Below are 18,005 nucleotides of genomic sequence, written 5' to 3'. Positions count from 1 at the left end.
TTGCATTTCAGGATGAGTGTGATACTTTAAATACAGTGTATCGGTGTATCAATGTATTAATACAGTGTGTAAAGACTAATGTTAGAACTTTTAAATGTCAACCCCAGCAGTGGTGAGCCAATTTACAAGCAATTACACGAGCAAATCGTGCGCTTGATTGTGGGCGGCCAACTGCAAGAGGAAGACGTATTGCCCTCAGTGCGTCAAATTGCGGAATTTCTCGCGGTTAACCCCATGACGGTCTCCCGCGCGATTCAGCAACTTGTTGACCAAGGCTGGTTAGAGCGCCGCCGTGGTCAGGCGACTCGGGTTGCCGCCCGTAGTGAGGCGATGGAGTCGGGCGTGAGTCTGCTTGAGCCGCAATTAGATGCCTTGCTGACTCAGGCAAAACAATTGGGCGTGAGTCTGCCCGAGTTACTGCAATTGATTAATGAACGTTGGCAAGCCTAGCTAAAACGAGAATAAAAAGGATGCAATTCGATGGATCAAGAGTTTTCCCCAATACTTGAGTTTTCTAATGTAAACAAAGTATTTCGTGGCAAAGGTGCCAGTGAAAAACGTGCACTCAAGGATCTGACCTTACGTTTATCTGCCGGTATGGTTGTGGGGTTATTGGGACAAAACGGTGCGGGCAAATCGACCCTAATGCGCTGTGCTCTGGGGATCCTCTCGCCGGATTCGGGTGAAATCCGCACCTTAGGTGAAACGCCGGAGCAGCTCTCCTCGGCGGCGAAGGAACGCCTAGGCTATGTGCCGCAGCAACCCTTTGGTTATGAAGGTTTTACTGTTGAGCGCGCCCTCGATTTGCACCGCAGTTTTTATCCCCACTGGGACATGCAGTTAGAGCAGGATTGGCTCGCCCGCTTCGAATTAGATGTGACTCAACAGGTGCAACGCCTGTCCGTTGGTCAGCGCCAATCCTTAGCCTTGATCATGGCCATGGCCTATCGCCCTGAGTTGCTGATCCTCGATGAGCCCGTGGCCAGCCTCGACCCAATAGTCAGACGCAAGTTTATGGTCGATTTGTTCGACCTGGCCCTCGAATCCGGCTCGGCCGTGTTGTTTTCATCCCATATCACCTCTGATTTAGAACGGGTCGCAAGCCATGTCGCCCTGATTAAACAGGGCGAGCTAGTGTTGTTTAAGGAGATAGATGCCCTGCGGGAAGAGGTGCGACTCGTTAAGCTCGCGGACGGCGCCGAGCTGCCGGAACAGGTGCGTATCCTCAGCCGCGATGGTGATTCTATGCTGGTGGACAGGGGTAATATTGAGCTTAATCTCCCTGGTGTGCTGCGCAGTGAGGCGCTGAATTTGGAGCAACTCTTTGTGGAGCTGCACAAATGAGTTCAGCTAAACCCTTAGTTCAAGTACCTGAAAAACTGGGGACGCACCATTCGATTAATCCCTTTAACGGCATGCTGCGTCTGTGGTTGTTTGATGTTGGCAGTGTGAGTTTTCTCGGCACAGGTATATTTGGCTTGGTGCTGAGTATCTTAGCGGGATGGGCGGGGCAGAAAGAGAGTTTCGACATCTTCATTGCCATGGCTATCGTCTCGACTTCGGCGGCCGTGGCTTGGCAGCTTATTCGTTTGATGGCCAATGAGTGCTCGATATTGATTCCCCGTTATCGACAAAATGTGTTTATTCAATGCGAAGTGATGCTTATCGGTGTGTTTAGCTTAGCCGTGCTACTTTGTGTGTTGTATGACTTTACCTCGAGCCTGTCGTTACTGGTGTTTGCGCAGGGGATAAGTCTAGGCTTTATTCTGCTGTGTCTGTTGCAAACCCAGTGGTTTTACAGCTCATTTTTACTGTTTATCTTAGTGCCGTTTTCTAGCACCTTGGCCGAGCAAGTTCCATTGTGGCTGAGCATCATAGTGCTGTTTGTGTTTGTAGTACTGATTTGGCGCCGATGCCTAGTGTTACCTTGGCGGGTGGAGGCGCGCAGCGTGTACCTCAATGGACTCGAGATGGGCTGGTTTTGGTTGCCGAGTCTGCAATCGATGCGGATCTTGAGCCGATTAGAGCGCTACCTGCATCCGGTGAACTTCTTTATCGGTCCTATGCTGACCGTATTACTGCTGTTGCTCCCCGTGTTAACCATCGGGCTTGGGATCGCCTCCCACGAGCTGCATTGGGATTTTCCAGTATTACTGCTGTTGGCGCAGTTTAGTGTAATTAGTTGCTCGCTAGTACACTGGAGCCGAGTACAGCGCTCTCGGGCGACAGAATTGCTCTTATTAATGCCGGGCTTTGATGGTCGCGCAGGATTAGTTAAAGCCTTTGCCCGTGGGCAGCAACGATTACTGTTTTTCATCGGCATAGGCATTTTGTGCTGTAGTCTGTTTATTACTTGGCTCGATGGTGATTTGAGCTTGCCTCTGCTGGCACACTTAGTCATGAGCACTTATTGGGCCTGCGCTTTAGTGTTAGGTTTAGGCTGCCTATGCCGCCGAGTATTACAGGTGAGCCTGACCATGCTGGTGGTGCTGGGGCATTCGCTATGGGTGTCGATTAGTCTTGCAGCGCTGCAACATGATGGCAGTCTATTTCATTGGTTGTTGGGTGACTTGTTACTGCTGATCCTTGGACAAATGGCACTGTTTTGGGGTAGTAAAAAGCTCTGGCAGGGCGACATTACCGGGCTCTAATTGCGCTGAAATGGCGTGATTTGGGCGACATTTGCACAAGATTAGAGCAAAAACTCTTAGTTTTTGGCTTGCCTTCAGGTAGAATGCCGCAAAAGCGGTACACTTGTAAGCTAAAAGGTGAGTCATTCATGTCGCTGGAACAATATCACGTAATTCGACTATTACAGCAGCAAAGCCAGTCATTAAAGGAGGCTATTGCGCTGGAAGGTTTTGAAATGGCTGCACCTTGGCATCAAGTCAGTTGGCAGGCATTCGATCAAATCAGCCATAAAATTGCACAGGTGTTGATTGAACTTGGCGTACAAGTGCAAGACCGTTGTGTGATCCTGTCGCAAAACTGTCCTCAATGGACCTGTGCTGATATCGGCATTCTGAAAAGCCGTGCCATTGTAGTACCTATCTACCCAACCAGCACCTTAGAGCAAGCCAGCTTTATCATTAATGATGCGGCGGCCAAGGTGATTTTTGTCGACGACGCCAAGCAATATGCGCTGGCCTGTGAGTTGCAAAAACAGTGTCCGACCCTAGAGCATGTGATTGTGTTCGACGCGAGTGTTGATCTGGCGAAAGACATTGCCCAACATCAGCATTTAGACAGCTTGTTAGCCAAAGAATATGACCAGAGTGCTGAACTTGAGCAGCGCTTAAAAGACGCTAATCTCGATGATTTGTTAACTCTGATTTATACCTCTGGTACCACCGGCGACCCTAAGGGCGTGATGCTGGATTACCGCAATATGGCCTCGACTGTGCGTCAGCACGATCAGATTTTGCCTTTCAAAACCGGCGATGTGTCTTTGGCTTTCCTACCGCTCAGCCATGTGTTTGAGCGTGGTTGGAGCTTCTACGTGCTGTGCCGTGGCGGCCACAATGTGTATCTGCAAAATACTCAAAGAGTGAAAGAGGCCATCAGCGCCGTGCGTCCGCATACCCTGTGCGTGGTGCCGCGTTTCCTCGAGAAGGTATACAGCGCCGTGCAGGATAAGGTCGCTAAATCCGCCGAAGGCCGTAAAAAATTGTTCGCCTGGGCTATGGGTGTTGGTGAGCGTCAGTTTGAAGTGGGCCAAGGCAGCGCTAAGGGCGGTTTGTGGTTATCCTTGCAATGGCGTTTGGCGAACAAACTGGTTTACAGCAAGTTGCAGGCTGTACTCGGTGGACGGTTAAAGTTTATGCCCTGCGGTGGTGCTGCACTCGATTTAAATGTAGCGTCTTTCTTCCATGCCATTGGTATTCCAGTGCTTTGCGGTTACGGCATGACGGAAACCAACGCTACTGTGACCTGTAATACCCTAGATAACCGAGTTGCAGGATCAAACGGTAAAGTCTTACCCGAAATCCAAATTAAGCTGGGTAAGGACGATGAAATCTTAGTCCGTGGTGATACTGTGATGCGCGGTTATTACAATCGCCCTGAAGATACCGCAGCTGCCTTCGAAGATGGCTGGTTAAAGACGGGCGATGCAGGGCGACTCGATGCCAATGGTAATTTATTTATTACCGACCGCATTAAAGAGTTAATGAAAACCTCTAACGGTAAATACATTGCGCCGCAGCGGGTTGAAGGCACTGTGGGCCGTTGCCCCTTTATCGAACAAGTAGCTGTGATTGCCGATGCCCGTAACTATGTGACGGCGCTGATTGTGCCAGCCTTTGAATCCCTCGAAGCCTGGGCTAAGGATAAGGGCTTGAAATACGAGTCACCTATCGAGCTGCTGCGTCACAGCCATGTTGTTGAGCATTTCGAGCAGCGTTTAAAGCATTTGCAGCAAGAGTTGGCGGGGTTTGAGCAAATCAAAAAGTTTACCCTGCTGCCCGAAGCCTTTTCGATGGAGGCGGGATTAATCACGCCGACGCTGAAATTGCGCCGCAAAATGATTTACCACAAGTACGCCCATGAAATTAATGCTATGTACAATAATTGATTGTTAAAGCTTTGATCTTAAAAGGCCGCTTTGCGGCCTTTTTTGTGTTTGCCACTTCCTGAAGCAGCGGACTTCGCTTAAAATTCGCCCCGCTTACTGGTGCGCACGAGGCGCAAGGTGTCGGTGTAAAGGATAGTTAAATGGAACTTTCGATTCGTCGTTTATGCGCCGCAGTTGGTGCGGTGTTGCTTTCTTCGTTTGCGGTTATTCCTGCTGCACTTGCGGCGGAATATGACAAAATGGTTCACGGTCCCGTGGATCTTCCCAATGGCCAATGGCTCAATTTTTATCAAAAAGATCAGCAGGTATGGGGCGAAATGCTCTATGGCGATGCGCCAGGTGTACGCATTGACGATTACGGCCGCGCCGAAATCGTGGCGGTGTTTTACTATGACTTCGACAAAGGCGGCACCAAAGAAGTGATCGTCATGCTCAAGGATGCCGATGGCCAGCATCTACGGGGTTATGGTTTTGAGGGGGAGGAGTTGACTAAACTGCCGCGCCTGCAAGCAGTGCTCGATGAAGTCGCACCCACCATTAGCACCTTTACCGTCGGCGGCGTTCGCAAAGTATTAAGCCAGTTGCCCCCGCAGCAGTACAGCATGACCTATGAGGCTGAGGGCGTCCAAGATCCTGACCTTAAGGCGATTCTTGATGGTACCTCAAAACTCAAACCGACCTTAATTGGCTATCGCAATTCTGAAGGCACGGCAACGGATGTCAAAAACGCAGTGGAATACAAGCTGCGCTATCCCCTGACTCGCACCGATAAAGATGCCGAGGGGCGTGAACGAAAATACAGTCTGGTGGCAACCTTTGATCGCAGCGCCTACGTTGAAGAAGATGGTAGCTTTATGCTGGTGGCCATTGGCTACGAGGCCGACGACATCGATTGGCTTAAAAATGGCAGCGAAAAAATCCCGCGAACAGGGCCTTTTTACGAATTCATGAGTATGGGCAGTACTTGGGCTGGCGTTGCCAGTGAAGCCCATTATGTGCAGGGTGAGCTGGATGGTCGCTTTGCCGCCTACGATGCCCGCAATGGCAGTGTGATGTATGCCGGTGATTATAAGCTGGGTAAACAAGTGGGTAAGTGGATTGAAGCCGACAGCCGTGAAACCTACTGGGAAGGCGAGTATCTCGACGGTAAGAAACAGGGCAAATGGGTGTTGCAGTCCATTATGGATGACGCCGATAACTACGGCTTTATTCACTACAATAAGGGCGTGCCCGATGGCCCGAGTGAAATCTATACCCCAGATTACGATTCCAGCACCGAAGGCGCGAAGAAGTTGTCCGAAAAGGGCATTTATCTCAATGGCGTAAAAGATGGCGAGTGGCTTGAGTCCGATGGCAGCAAAGGCCAATACAAAAAGGGGCTGAAACAAGGCGCTTGGGTGGAAAAGGTCACCCAAGGGGATTATCGCTTTCAAACCGGTGAAGGCAGCTACCTCGATGGTAAACGTTCAGGCACTTGGGTCTATATTCGAACGCCTGATACGAATGATGCCTTTACAACAATACAATCAGTGACTTATCTCTATAAGACCGAAGTCAACTATGAGAATGGTCTACGCCAAGGTGAAGCAAAGTTATTCAATAAAGATAATTTTATGTTCGCCCTTAAGCATTACGATAAGGGCCGTCTCCACGGAGAAAGTTTATGGTACTCAGCGCCAAATATCGTCAGCAATGTTGCTAACTATCGTCAAGGCGAGTTAGATGGCCCACAAATGTGGCTCGAGCCTAACGGCGATCTGAATGAGTTGAGTCAGTATAAGTTTAATGACGCCGTAAAACTTAAGCCTTCGCAGGATGAATGCATGATGCGAAAAGAGCCCTACGCAGGCGATTGTGAGGGGGTGTTAAGTTCAAAAAATGCTGAAACCACTTCAATTAAGGATGGTGAGCAGCGTGTATATCGCGGCGGCCGCCTATCCGAATTAAGCTATTACACCAATGGGTCAGTCGATAAAGAATATCGATTCGATTCTAATGGTCGCTTAATGTCCTTGCAGACCTATAAAGCGGGTAAGGAATATGGCCCAAGCATTCGATATTCCACCGACGGCGGCTATTCGCTCGTGCAATATGGTCATCTTATCAATAACCGTCTTTCTGGCCCCCATTACACTTTCTATCCAAACGGCCAGTTAAAGAGTTTGTGGAACTATTGCCAGCAAGAAGGCGAAACCTGGAACGGCGAACCTTATTTCTGGGATAACGCCATTGCGCGCTGTGGTATCCAGCGAGAGTATTTTGATAACGGTGCCGTGAGTTGTATCGAGGATCTCGACAGCAATTATGCCGTGGATAAAGTCTGTTATGACCAGAATGGTAAGTTAGCCAGCGAAATGCTGCGGATTGATGAGCAACATGTGGTGCACAAGCGCTATATCAACGGAGTGATCTATCAGGAAGAACCTGGATTCTCGGATTTTTCCCATGTGACTAAGGGACGCAAAATCTATCACTTAGAAAACCCAAAAAGCCATGGTGTGTTTAAGTCCTACGACAGCAGTGGCAAGCTCAAATACGAAAAAATCTATGATATGGGTAAGGCTGGCTGTATGAAAAAGTACGATGCCAATGGCAAGCAAACCCCAGATACCGCGAGCTGCCAGTTCTAGCATCGCGCTTCGCTTTTCTGTTAGGCTTGGTAGGGATAAACGGGGTAAGCGCCTCGTTTATCCCATTCACAGCATAAAAGTATAAGAACAACAAAAGGGAAGTTTGCATGTCAGTCACCGAATACAGCCTGGACATCCAGCCAAGATTTACCGAAACCGATGGCCTAGGCCATATCAACAACACAGTGATCCCCGTGTGGTGCGAGGCGGCGCGCACGCCAATCTTCGAGATTTTTAATCCCGAGTTGGATTTGCATCAGTGGAACCTCATAGTGGCAGGCTTTACCGTGGCCTTTATCGCGCCGACTTATTACGGCAAGAGTGTGACGGTGAAAACCTATGTTAGCCGTATCGGTAATAGCAGTTTCGAGCTGACCCAAAGCTGTTGGCAGGCTGGCAATAAAACCGCCGAAGTGAAAACCACCTTAGTACACTACGACTACAGCTGCGAGAAGAGTCGCCCTATCCCCGAAGATATTCGTGAAATCTTAGCTAGCCTGAACGGCGAAACTGCTTAAGTCCGGTATTCGCTTTCACCGCACAATTGCAATTGCGCGGTGAAAACGTTAACGTGGCGGCCGCAAATGTGATGCGGATCACTTATCCGCGCCTTTATTCCTCCCGGCCGGATCTAGCATGAGATTTTACTTCACCCGAATGCGTTCTAAGGACATCTGTCCGCCACGACAACCCCTGAAAAAGATCGTTTGGTCATGGGTAGGGGCCTTTTGTGGCATTTACTTAGTCGCCAGTCTCGCCACTTATATGGGTGATAATCTGCTTGGCACCATGTTTGTGATTGGCTCATTTGGGGCGTCGGCGGTATTAGTCTATGGCGCGCCGCTGGCTGAGTTTTCTCAGCCACGTAACTTGATTGGTGGCAGTGTGCTATCGGCACTGATTGGTGTGGCTGTTTATCAGGTATTTGCCGATTATATGGTGCTCGCGAGTGCGTTAGCGGTATCACTTGCCATCGCATTGATGTACTTAACCCGCACGCTGCACCCACCGGGCGGCGCAACGGCATTAATTGCTGTGATAGGCGGTGATAACGTGCATCAACTCGGGTTTCTCTATGCGGTGATGCCAGTCTTTCTCGGCTCACTGCTGCTATTGCTGGTGGCGCTGGTCGTGAATAACCTCTCCACCGATCCCAAACGCCACTATCCAGTGTATTGGATTTAGCTTACCTGTTGCGAAGCCTGTTATTTCAAAAACTTCTGCACGTACCAACAGCTGGCTTCTATCTCGTAATCTTGGGCTTTTGCCCATTTGAGGCCATGGCGAACTAAACGTTCGGCAAGACCTTTGCCACGCAGTTCGTCGGGCACAAAGGTACGACTAAAATCGATGTGCTGACCATCGAGTCGGTATTCCAGCACGGCTTCATGCCCATCAACGGGGATCACAAAGCGTTGCTTATCATGTTGATGTTCAACGATGGTTTCGATTTGCTCTTTTTCTGGCATACATACTCCTACTGAATTTGGCTTAAGGTGTGCTGGCAATTAAGCCTGCGACTCGGTAGCTTAAGCTTGCTCGTGTTGTTTAAGAATGGCGAGTAATTCCGCGGGAAGCTCGGCTTTTTGGCCGGTTTTAAAGTTAAACATCACGGCAACCGAGGTGCCTAGGGTTGTAATTGCCTGCTGCTGTTTACTAAACGCCTGATAATGCATGGTAAATCTATCACTTTGAATATCGCTGATACTCACGCTGACCAATAGGGTATCAGGGAAGGTTACTGGGCGTTTATAGCGGGCTTGATTTTCGCTAATCACTGGGCCAACACCGGATTTATACAGGGCATCGAGCGGGAAGAGGCGATTGAAAAAGTCGATACGTGCGGTTTCAAAATAGCGGAAATAGACCACGTTGTTGACGTGTTGCAAAGCATCCATTTCGCCCCAAGCGACGGGGATTTCGGTCACTATGGGATGCTGTGCGAGAAACTTTTCTATTGGACTTAGTGTTGGACTTTCCATTGTATTACTCATAGTCAAAAGCTCTAGTTAAAACGCTCGTTTAAGGAAGCCAGACTAGCAGTATAAGATAGCTGCGACAAGCCTTAGACAATAGTGACAACATTAAGTGAAGCAAGGAGTTGGCAGTGATAAAACAGATTGGGGATACGGTTATTAAGGCAACACATCTCGCGTCTTGCCATTGTGGCGCTGTGGTGTTGGAGTTGTTATTGCCTAATGGCATTGAAAATCCACGCCGATGCGATTGTTCAATCTGTCGGCGCAAGGGCGCTATCGTCGGCTCAGTGCCGCTGGCGGGATTGAAGATTATCAAAGGCGAGAACGTATTAAAGTGCTACGAATTTAATACCAAAACCGCCAAACATTACTTCTGCTCTGTGTGCGGTATCTATACCCATCATCAAAGGCGCTCTAATCCCAATGAATATGGCTATAACCTTGGTTGCCTCGAAGGGGTAAATCCCTATGAATTAGGTGATGTGCCCGTTTGCGATGGGGTGAATCACCCTGCGGACAGGTAGGTTTGGTTGCCTGATAAACAAAAAGCGACCCTTGGGTCGCTTTTTATGTGCAGTGTCGGTGTTACTCGATCACTAGTTCATCGAAACTCTTGATAGTGCGAAAATCGCCGGTGCGTTGTTTGCTGTCGCGCACCATTTGGCAGGTCATCATGCCTGCGGCTTCGGCGGCTTTAAGCTCTTCAACCACGTCAGACACAAACAGCACTTGCTTAGGACTTAGGCTGATGGTGTTGAGTATATTGGCGTAGGCTTGTTTATCTAATTTGTTACCAGTACGGGTATCAAAATGGCCGCTAAACATCTCGGTTAAATCGCCGCCATCACTGTGGCTGAACAGCAGTTTTTGGGCTTCAACCGAACCCGAAGAGAAGCTGTAAATACGCAGTTTTTGCGCGCTAAAACGGCTAACCGCCTCGATAAAGTCGGGGAAGATATGGCCTGTAAATTCGCCATGGGCGTAACCTTGCTTCCAAATCAACCCCTGTAGGGTTTTGAGTGGGGTCACTTTACGATCTTCACGTACCCATTGCTGCAAAATTTCAGTCACGCGGGCTAAATCGGCATCGGGTTCGAGGGCGATATCTCGGGTGTCGCAGATGCAGTTTTCCACCAAAACATTGTGTTGGTTCTGCGCTAAAAAGTCTGGTAAGGCTTTGACAGAATAGGGGAATAGTACATCTTGGATAAAGGTTAGGTCTGTCGTGGTGCCCGCTGTGTCTACGACTATGGCTCTGATACCCATAATGTTTTGATACTCCACAATATGTTGGCTAAAAAATGCAACCCCGATCCTAAGCGTTATTGGGGTAATTGGCTAGTGGATTTCGCCCTTAGACCGTGGGAGATTGTGCACCATATCACTCAGCTATTCGACTGAAACTTAATTAAATGAAGAATTTTAGAGGCTTATCTAGTGGATATGGATGAAATACTGGATTTAGTAGGGAGAATTAGGCTGTTTATAATCCCACTGTTTGTTGTCGGTATAAGACTATGGTCTTAATAGCTAAGGGAAATTTTGGCTGTTATTGTAGCTTTACTATCTTTCGACTGAATTTATTCCCCTTTAGGGTTTTAGGGATGAGGTCGAGCGCGCCCCGCACTGATGAGACTGTTTATGAAATATTTACCCGCATTTGGCTTAGGTATTCTGTTGGCGGTATTGAGCTTTGTGAGTTTTGCACTGGTTGCAACGGCGGGTTATATGTACACCTTGCTGGGGAGTGTCGATAACCTTAGCCACACTAGCCCGGTTTATCTGGGGTTAGGTGCCCATGATGCGGGTTTATTATTGCTGCTCTCTGGGCTGATTTTATTTAGCTATCAGCGACTGTTTCCTCGGTTGCCATTCGATTGGTACGCAGCGGTGGCGATGCAAATGCCGCTGGGGTTATTGGTGCTGTGGGCTGATGGGGTTTCCTTTAATCTCACGGATTTTTACGGTGTAGCTAGAGCCTTAACCCTCTTTAGCGCCGCCTTTGGGGTGCTGATTATTTTTGGCTTACTGCAACGTCGTGGCCGCCGGATTGTGCAGGCTTAATGGGTCCTCTGTTGGTCTTCAACTGGCCTTACAGAAGTAAAATCCGTAAAATCATTGGCCTAAATGGATTTGAGCCGTAAGAGTAGGAGCCAATGAGTTCGATTGAATTTGATATTCCCGAAGAGCACCGTATTTCCTTTCAGAAGTATTACAAACAAAAAATCGCCCCTAAATGCGCACCGTTTGAAGCAAAACGTGAGGGCGTGAACCAAAGGCGGCGTGAAAATGCCAAGTTCACCACCCCAATCTACTACCTATGCATCACGGTGATTTTGGGCGCCTTCGCCGGGTTGCTCGGGGTCCAGTTTATGCTGGTGCCTATGGATTATTTTGTGCCTTTGATGATTGGCGCGTTCCTGCCCATTCCCGTGATAGCCCTAGTGGCCATTGCCTCGGGCAAGGAAAGCAATGAACTCTATAATGCCGCCTTTGAAAAACTCTACCCTATTAGTCTTAAGTACTTCGGCAATGATTATGCGTTAACGAGGGAGCCTAAGGTGGATTTCTCAACCTTTCTGGAGTTGGGGTTGCTGCCTAAAACCGATAAGCAGTATGCGCAAAATTGCCTTAAAGGAACCTATAACAAGGTGCCGTTCCAGTTTTATGAGGTCGATGCTTACAACACTAAGTCGAACGATAATGGCTCGGTTCAGCGGGAGACCATCTTCAATGGTGTGCTACTGGTGTGTAATATTCCTAAGCGATTCAACGGCACTACCTTGTTAGTCACGGATAAGGGCAGTTTAAAAAATCGCATAGAGGGGTTTAAGACAAAGCTGTCGCGGGTCAAGCTTGAGGATGTGCGTTTCGAGCGTTGTTTTGAGGTGTATAGCAGCGACCAAGTCGAGGCGCGCTACTTACTCAATCCCTTGATGATGGAGAATCTCTTGGCCCTAGGTCGCGAGCTAAATGCCGAGATTGAAGCCTGTTTCTATCAAAAGCAATTGCTGATTAAGATCCCGACAAAACACCATTTCTTTATCAATCAACTCGATTTAGATCGCCCAATCGATTTTAAGCTCAATATCGAGCGGATGTTTACCGAGTTAGGTTATACCTTCTCGATCATCGATACCTTAAGGCTCGATAAACATTCTGGGTTATAGCGACAGTCGCCTCAATTGCAGCCACATTAAGTGGCTGCTTTATGCTACAGCTTAAAACATGACTTTTGGCACTTATGGGTGACTCCCCGTGCTCGTTAATATCAAGCTTCAAACTTTGATGGAGCAAGATGATGAACACGATTTTCACCCTGTCGCAATTTGTGCATATCACCGCGGGCGCACTGGCATTAGTGTTATTTTGGATGCCTGCCATGCTGAAAAAGGGCAGCGCGAACCACAGTCGTTTTGGTCGTTACTATGTTTATGCCATGTACACAGTGGCGGCGACGGGCGTGGCGATGGCAACGACGGGCCTCATTGATCCACTCGCCGTGATTAAACAGCCTGCGGCCAGTGCCGACGCCTTAGCCGCGCAGATTGCGGATCGTAAAAATGCTTGGATATTTCTCATCTATATCAGCTTATTAACCCTAGTGACCGTGAGGCATGGCGTATTAGTCTTGCGTTATAAGGCGCAGCGTCAGCAATTAAAATCGCCTATGCATCTGTCGTTAATGCTGAGCTTAACGCTACTTGGCCCCGTGATGGCGCTATGGGGATACCAAGAAAAGCTGATCCTCGCAGTGATTTTCGGTCTGTTAGGCACTACGGTTGGGGCGGGATTCCTGCGTTATAGCTTTAAGGCGACTTTGACCAAATTTGAGTGGTGGATAGAGCATTTAGGCGCCATGATTGGCTCGGGTATCGCCTGCTACACCGCCTTTTTTGCCTTTGGCGGCAGCCGTTTGTTTATCGACCATAGCAATTTGCGTCTGCTGTCGTGGACACTACCTGGTGTTGTCGGTTTTGTGGTTATCCGCTATTTAAGCGGCAAGTATCAGCGTCGTTTTGCGGATTAACCTGAAACGTAAAAGCATAGGGAGCCGTAAAAAGAACAGGGGCCGCCTAAGCTGCCCCTATATTGAGATGATTTAAGCGGTTTTACCCGAGTTAAATCTTGGTCTCGGCGGCGGCATTGGCTGCCTTAGCGGATTCGAGCCATTGATCCATCTTTTGCTCCAATAAATCTAAGGGCAAGGCGCCATTTTCGAGCAATTTGTCGTGGAAGACTTTGATATCCAACTTATCGCCCAAGGCTTGTTTGGCCTTAGCTCGCAGTTCGATAATTTTCAGCTCACCCAGCTTGTAACCTAAGGCTTGCCCAGGCCAAACCACATAGCGCTCGATTTCGGACATAGCTTCTGAGCGGTGTATTCCCTCAGTTGCCACTGCATAATCAATGGCTTGCTCGCGGCTCCAATCCTTGGCATGCATCCCAGTGTCGACCACTAAGCGCACCGCGCGGTGTAGCTCAGACTGCAAGCGGCCAAGGTCGTTAATCGGATTATCCTTATACATGCCCATCTCGGCGGCTAACCGCTCGGCATACAGCGCCCAGCCTTCTCCCGCGGCATTAGAGTAAAAAATGGTACTCAGCAGCGGCAAGGTATCCGACAGACCGATGAGAGTCTGTAAGTGATGGCCGGGATTGGTCTCGTGATAGGTTAAGGTTTGCAGCGAATAGGAGGGCAGCGCCGCCATATCGTATAGGCTTATCCAGAAAGTGCCCTTACGCAAACCATCTTGAGAAGGCGCATCGTAAAATGCACCGCTGGTTGCGGCGGCACGACTATCGGGCACGGCTTCAACTGCAACTTCTTGATTCGGTAACTGCCCAAACCACAGTGGTAATTTGGTATTTACTTTCGCCAGATAGCCGTGAATGTCCGACATTAACTGCTGTTTGCCCTCGGTGGTATTAGGGTAGATATATTTAGGATCCTTGAGCAATCGCTGCATGCGCTCGCCAACTGTACCTTTGCGGTAACCCACTTGTTTGAGTAACACATCCATCTCGGCGGTAATGCGGGCAACTTCGTCTAATCCCAGTTGGTGGATCTCATCTGGGGTCTTATCCGAATTGGCGAGGTGCTTAATCATCGCCTTGTAGAGTTTCGCACCCTGAGGTTGGTGCCCAAGTCCCGCTAAATGGGTAGCTTTGATGCGCACAGCTTGCAGTGCGGAAATCAACTGACGCGTCGCAGGGTAATATTTAGTCTCCACCAGTTCGGCGGCAGAGTTCGCCAACGCCTCACTGTCTGGTACTTGGGCGGCGGTTAGTTTGGCTTTAAAACTGCTAACTAAGGGATGTTCACTAGCATGGTGGACTAACTGTTGCTGTAAGCCAGCTATGGTCTTATCGATAATAAAATCGGGTGGGATTACCCCCATCTGCACATCTTGATCCAGCTTATCGATAACTGTACCCATGGCGGCAGGGTACATGCTTAAACGGTTGAGATAGGCCTTAGCTTGCTCTGGGGTGCTGACTGCAAACTTATCTTCCATATAGCTCGGAAACTCAACATGCAACCCGGATAAGTGATTGACGACATAAGGTAAAAACCAAACACCGTATTCGCCAAGCATAGTGCCATAGGCCACGGTTTCGGCAGGCAGCAGGGCGCCAGCGATTTCGGATTTAATTGACCCTAAACTCACTTGCTCCGAGGCGCTAAGCTGGCTGGCATCGATAGCATTGAGTTCGGTTAATATGGCCTTAAGTGCTTTACGGCGATGATTTTCACCCGACGGGCTGTAATCGGTCAGCTTAGAGAGTACATCCTTGCCTGCCTCATCCTCGGCCACGCCATAATAGGTGGCGATTTCGGGTCTAAGGGCAAAATAACGCTGGGTGATTGGCGCGAGTTGCTGCTTAAGGCTCAATACTGGGACGGCCTTTTCGGCCTTGGCCTGCTCAGCGGTTTGATTAGTCTGTGTTGGGTTTGGATCGCTACAGCCCGTTGCTAACATGGCCAGAATTAAAGCATTTACTATTCTTTTCATCAGGTTACTCATACAAAAACATTGTGGCAAATCCGTTGTTGGACTTGTGCCGCAAGCGTTAAACCGTGATTAGTGTGATCAAGCTCAAATTTGAACGGTTATCCTAACAGTTTATTGCACTCAAACCGTATAACTTTTGTTACTCGTTTTGAGTGGATTAAAGCCAGCGCTGTAAGCCACGACTTTCATTTTATTACTGCTTTAAATCGTAATTTGTTGCTAATTTGTTGACGGCTTAATGTATAAGTTGCTTAAATCTCATTGTTTTGGATGAGCGAGCAATAAAAGGACAAAAAATGGAAGTTATACAAAAGAAGGGAAAAAACAAACATACTTTTCGCTTAGGGCAAGAGCAGTTTGAATACGCCTATGAAGATGGATCCGCTAAAGGGGATGTTGAAGTTTATTACGGTGATTTACCCCTTAAACGTTCAGAGCAAACTGAGCAAAATGATTGGCTTAGAAACGTAGGTGTATTGTGGATCTTGCTTGGCCTGTTTCAAAGTGGCTATGGCAGTTTTACGCGAGGCGCCTTTTACTTTGACCCCATGTGGATATTTATTGGGGCTGCCTGCTTAACATGGGCACTAATGACCAAGGTAACTTACACTGTATTTAAAGCTGAGGGTGCCAATATCTTTATTATCAAAGACAAGCATCATGATGCCTTGATTGAAGAGTTAATGGCGCGCCGCAAAGCACAGTTGGCCCATTGGTATGCTGATATCAACCCTGAGAATGAGTTGAATAATGAGATCAACAAATTCAAATGGCTAGTTAAGCAAGAAGTGCTAACGGAAGAAGAGTCAGAGCAAAAGATTAAAGAAGTTAAGTTTTATCATCAAGTTGATGATGAGCAAAGGGTTTTAAACTAAGCTTCTCTTCTGAGATATTTTACTTATCCGCATGTCGTTAGGATGGCATTAATGGCATGGCTTAACTCACTGCGAAAAAGAGATGATTGCCTGCTCTATCAAGAGCGGGCGATCTTTTATCATAATCCTATTCCGGGCTGGCTCAGGTTATTAGTAGGTTTGGTTGGGGGGTTAACTCCTCTGCTTCCGCTCGGGTATTTTCTATCTCATTGGCTGCAAATAGATTGGTCAAATCCTCCTGCTTTGTTGTTTCTCGGTATTCATGCCTTGTTTTTGTGCCTGTTACCTACTGCGATTATTATATTCTCCCTCTGGTTTGCTGGCTTAGCCATGTCGATAGAGTTGCGGATTAATGCAGTGACAAATGAAGTTGTACTAACGCGGCGCAACCTGATAAGCCAGCAAGTAACCGTATATTCACTCGACCGAATTGAAATCACAAAGGTTGGATTGCCAGCACAAAATTCTGACTACGACCAACCTTTTGTCACCTTACAAATGCCTGATGGTTTAAAAGTCGATATCTGTAGTTTTATGAGGGACCATGAAGCGAAAGAATGCGCAGGCCGCATTAGCCAGTTTATTTCAGAGGCGAGGGCAACCACTCTCAAATAGGTAGCTTTCAAATGGATTCCCATCGACATAATACAATAAAGCACCTAATTCATATCTAACAGAGAAAGCATGTCTTATTCCTTCTCAATCATGAAGGCTAGCAAGTCATTTTTTATAAAACCGACTAATGCCAAAAATGAGTACTTGCTCAAAGGTTTTTGCATCGGTTGCGATATTTGCTGAACTTAGCTGATAAGGGATTATCAGAGCATTAAGCAAGCCTATGATTTTTTATGTTAACCAAGGAGTTGTAGATGAGGAAAACCGCACTTTCGAGTCTTGTTTTTGCCCTGCTTTTAGGGGCTCCGCTGGCGAATGCCACTATTGAATCTGAATCGGTTGAAAAGATAAAGCAAGTGAGGGCATTACAACAGCAAGCGCCGCAGTTATTAAGCTCGGGCTTACCGAGTGAGCAACAGTTTGCGCAGCTTAAACAGGCGGGCGTGGATGTGGTGATCAATCTTATGCCCGATAGTAATAAAGATGCCCATCCAGATGAAAGAAAACTCGTGACTCAGGCTGGAATGGAGTACGTGTATATTCCCGTGGATTGGCAAAACCCTAAAGTAGAAGATGTTGAAGCCTTCTTTACAGCAATGGATCAGCATAAGGGGAAAAATGTGTTAGTTCATTGCCTTGCTAATTATCGAGCTTCAGCGTTTGCCTATTTATATCAGTTAAAACAAGGCCAAAAACCAGAAATAGAAAAGACAATGGCGCCATGGAATGGAGAGTTATCAAACTATCCTAAATGGCAGGCATTGCTAGCTGATGTAAGTCAAAAATACGGTTTCTAATTTCAAATGGTTGACACTGTCAATTAATCTCGGTATTGTTGATATTGTCAACTATATCGAGATGCCATTATGTCTGCTATTTCCCTCGGTGAAACCTTGCACAGATTAGTGCATGCCTACAAAAAACAGCTGCGTGCGGATATTGCCGCGCAGCAGATTGAATTACCTGTCACCCATATTCGGGCGCTCAAGGGGATTTACCGTCATCCCGAGGCCACGGCGCAGTCTATTGCCCTGCGTATGCAGCGGGATAAAGCCCAAATTACGCGGGTGCTCAATGAGCTACAGCAGGGTGGTTATATCCTCAAGGTCGATAATCCTAAGGATGGCCGTAGTCAGTTGCTGAGACCGACGGCGCAGGGCGAGCAGTTGATGACGCAAATTATTGCCGCCGAAAAAGCCACCGTTGCCCATATGACCCAAGCACTCGATCAGGATGAAATTGCGGTGTTCATCCGTATTGCCAACCAGATCAGCGATAGCGTGGCGGAAAGCTAAAAATTGAGTGCTATTTATCTT

19 protein-coding genes are annotated in these 18,005 nt (G+C 48.0%); 15 read left to right on the top strand and 4 right to left on the bottom strand.

Annotated elements, in window-relative coordinates; genetic code table 11:
- Positions 1-78: 78 nt before the first annotated feature.
- The 7 genes from SHD_RS03715 (at position 79) to SHD_RS03685 (ending at position 8,388) form a co-directional block, all read left to right on the top strand.
- The gene (locus tag SHD_RS03715; protein ID WP_023265911.1) at positions 79-450 is read left to right on the top strand and encodes a GntR family transcriptional regulator; all 372 of its coding nucleotides are present in this window, start codon (positions 79-81) and stop codon (positions 448-450) included.
- Between the two features lie 30 nt (positions 451-480).
- Positions 481-1,344 (top strand): ABC transporter ATP-binding protein, encoded by an 864-nt coding sequence (locus SHD_RS03710; protein ID WP_023265910.1) that lies wholly within the window; start codon positions 481-483, stop codon positions 1,342-1,344.
- Entirely contained in the window at positions 1,341-2,651 is a 1,311-nt protein-coding gene (locus SHD_RS03705; RefSeq protein WP_023265909.1) for a hypothetical protein, read from the top strand. Before SHD_RS03710 ends, SHD_RS03705 begins: the two co-directional genes overlap by 4 nt.
- Positions 2,652-2,779: 128 nt before the next feature.
- Positions 2,780-4,573 (top strand): AMP-dependent synthetase/ligase, encoded by a 1,794-nt coding sequence (locus SHD_RS03700; RefSeq protein ID WP_023265908.1) that lies wholly within the window; start codon positions 2,780-2,782, stop codon positions 4,571-4,573.
- A 140-nt stretch (positions 4,574-4,713) separates the two neighbouring features.
- Positions 4,714-7,203: a toxin-antitoxin system YwqK family antitoxin gene (locus SHD_RS03695; protein WP_023265907.1), complete on the top strand. Its 2,490-nt coding sequence runs from the start codon at positions 4,714-4,716 to the stop codon at positions 7,201-7,203.
- 107 nt (positions 7,204-7,310) lie between these two features.
- Positions 7,311-7,721, top strand: a complete 411-nt coding sequence (locus tag SHD_RS03690) for an acyl-CoA thioesterase (RefSeq protein WP_023265906.1) — start codon at positions 7,311-7,313, stop codon at positions 7,719-7,721.
- A gap of 118 nt (positions 7,722-7,839) precedes the next feature.
- Positions 7,840-8,388, top strand: a complete 549-nt coding sequence (locus tag SHD_RS03685; protein ID WP_039977429.1) for an HPP family protein — start codon at positions 7,840-7,842, stop codon at positions 8,386-8,388.
- A 20-nt stretch (positions 8,389-8,408) separates the two neighbouring features.
- On the opposite strand, the gene SHD_RS03680 is transcribed toward SHD_RS03685, so the two are convergent.
- Together SHD_RS03680 and SHD_RS03675 are read right to left on the bottom strand one after the other, a co-directional pair.
- Positions 8,409-8,672, bottom strand: a complete 264-nt coding sequence (locus tag SHD_RS03680; RefSeq protein WP_023265904.1) for a GNAT family N-acetyltransferase — start codon at positions 8,670-8,672, stop codon at positions 8,409-8,411.
- A 60-nt stretch (positions 8,673-8,732) separates the two neighbouring features.
- Complete coding sequence (locus tag SHD_RS03675) at positions 8,733-9,161, bottom strand: acyl-CoA thioesterase (RefSeq protein WP_039977447.1); 429 nt, start codon at positions 9,159-9,161, stop codon at positions 8,733-8,735.
- 149 nt (positions 9,162-9,310) lie between these two features.
- On the opposite strand from SHD_RS03675, the gene SHD_RS03670 reads away from it, so the two are divergent.
- Complete coding sequence (locus SHD_RS03670; RefSeq protein WP_023265902.1) at positions 9,311-9,706, top strand: GFA family protein; 396 nt, start codon at positions 9,311-9,313, stop codon at positions 9,704-9,706.
- Between the two features lie 61 nt (positions 9,707-9,767).
- Here SHD_RS03670 and mtnC read toward each other — a convergent pair whose 3' ends face one another.
- The gene (gene mtnC, locus SHD_RS03665; RefSeq protein ID WP_023265901.1) at positions 9,768-10,448 is read right to left on the bottom strand and encodes an acireductone synthase; all 681 of its coding nucleotides are present in this window, start codon (positions 10,446-10,448) and stop codon (positions 9,768-9,770) included.
- Between the two features lie 375 nt (positions 10,449-10,823).
- Here mtnC and SHD_RS03660 point away from each other — a divergent pair, with 375 nt between their 5' ends.
- From SHD_RS03660 to SHD_RS03650, 3 genes are all read left to right on the top strand, one after another.
- On the top strand, positions 10,824-11,246 hold the full coding sequence (locus SHD_RS03660) for a hypothetical protein (RefSeq protein ID WP_023265900.1): 423 nt from the start codon (positions 10,824-10,826) through the stop codon (positions 11,244-11,246).
- 92 nt (positions 11,247-11,338) lie between these two features.
- Complete coding sequence (locus tag SHD_RS03655) at positions 11,339-12,352, top strand: DUF3137 domain-containing protein (RefSeq protein WP_023265899.1); 1,014 nt, start codon at positions 11,339-11,341, stop codon at positions 12,350-12,352.
- Positions 12,353-12,483: 131 nt separating this feature from the next.
- Positions 12,484-13,212 (top strand): hypothetical protein, encoded by a 729-nt coding sequence (locus tag SHD_RS03650; protein WP_084294828.1) that lies wholly within the window; start codon positions 12,484-12,486, stop codon positions 13,210-13,212.
- A 91-nt stretch (positions 13,213-13,303) separates the two neighbouring features.
- Here SHD_RS03650 and SHD_RS03645 read toward each other — a convergent pair whose 3' ends face one another.
- Complete coding sequence (locus SHD_RS03645) at positions 13,304-15,199, bottom strand: DUF885 domain-containing protein (RefSeq protein ID WP_235056938.1); 1,896 nt, start codon at positions 15,197-15,199, stop codon at positions 13,304-13,306.
- A 266-nt stretch (positions 15,200-15,465) separates the two neighbouring features.
- Between SHD_RS03645 and SHD_RS03640 the strand changes: the two genes are divergently transcribed.
- From SHD_RS03640 to SHD_RS03625, 4 genes are all read left to right on the top strand, one after another.
- A complete protein-coding gene (locus SHD_RS03640) occupies positions 15,466-16,074 on the top strand; it encodes a hypothetical protein (RefSeq protein WP_023265896.1) in 609 nt (202 codons plus the stop codon).
- 51 nt (positions 16,075-16,125) lie between these two features.
- On the top strand, positions 16,126-16,689 hold the full coding sequence (locus tag SHD_RS03635; RefSeq protein WP_039977424.1) for a hypothetical protein: 564 nt from the start codon (positions 16,126-16,128) through the stop codon (positions 16,687-16,689).
- 254 nt (positions 16,690-16,943) lie between these two features.
- Positions 16,944-17,486, top strand: coding sequence for a protein tyrosine phosphatase family protein (locus tag SHD_RS03630; protein WP_023265894.1), 543 nt, complete (start codon positions 16,944-16,946; stop codon positions 17,484-17,486).
- A 69-nt stretch (positions 17,487-17,555) separates the two neighbouring features.
- Positions 17,556-17,984, top strand: a complete 429-nt coding sequence (locus tag SHD_RS03625) for a MarR family winged helix-turn-helix transcriptional regulator (RefSeq protein ID WP_023265893.1) — start codon at positions 17,556-17,558, stop codon at positions 17,982-17,984.
- Positions 17,985-18,005: the final 21 nt, after the last annotated feature.

Source organism: Shewanella decolorationis S12 (assembly GCF_000485795.1).
GTDB classification, from domain to species: Bacteria; Pseudomonadota; Gammaproteobacteria; order Enterobacterales; family Shewanellaceae; genus Shewanella; species Shewanella decolorationis.
This window is presented reverse-complemented; position numbering and strand designations above follow the sequence as displayed.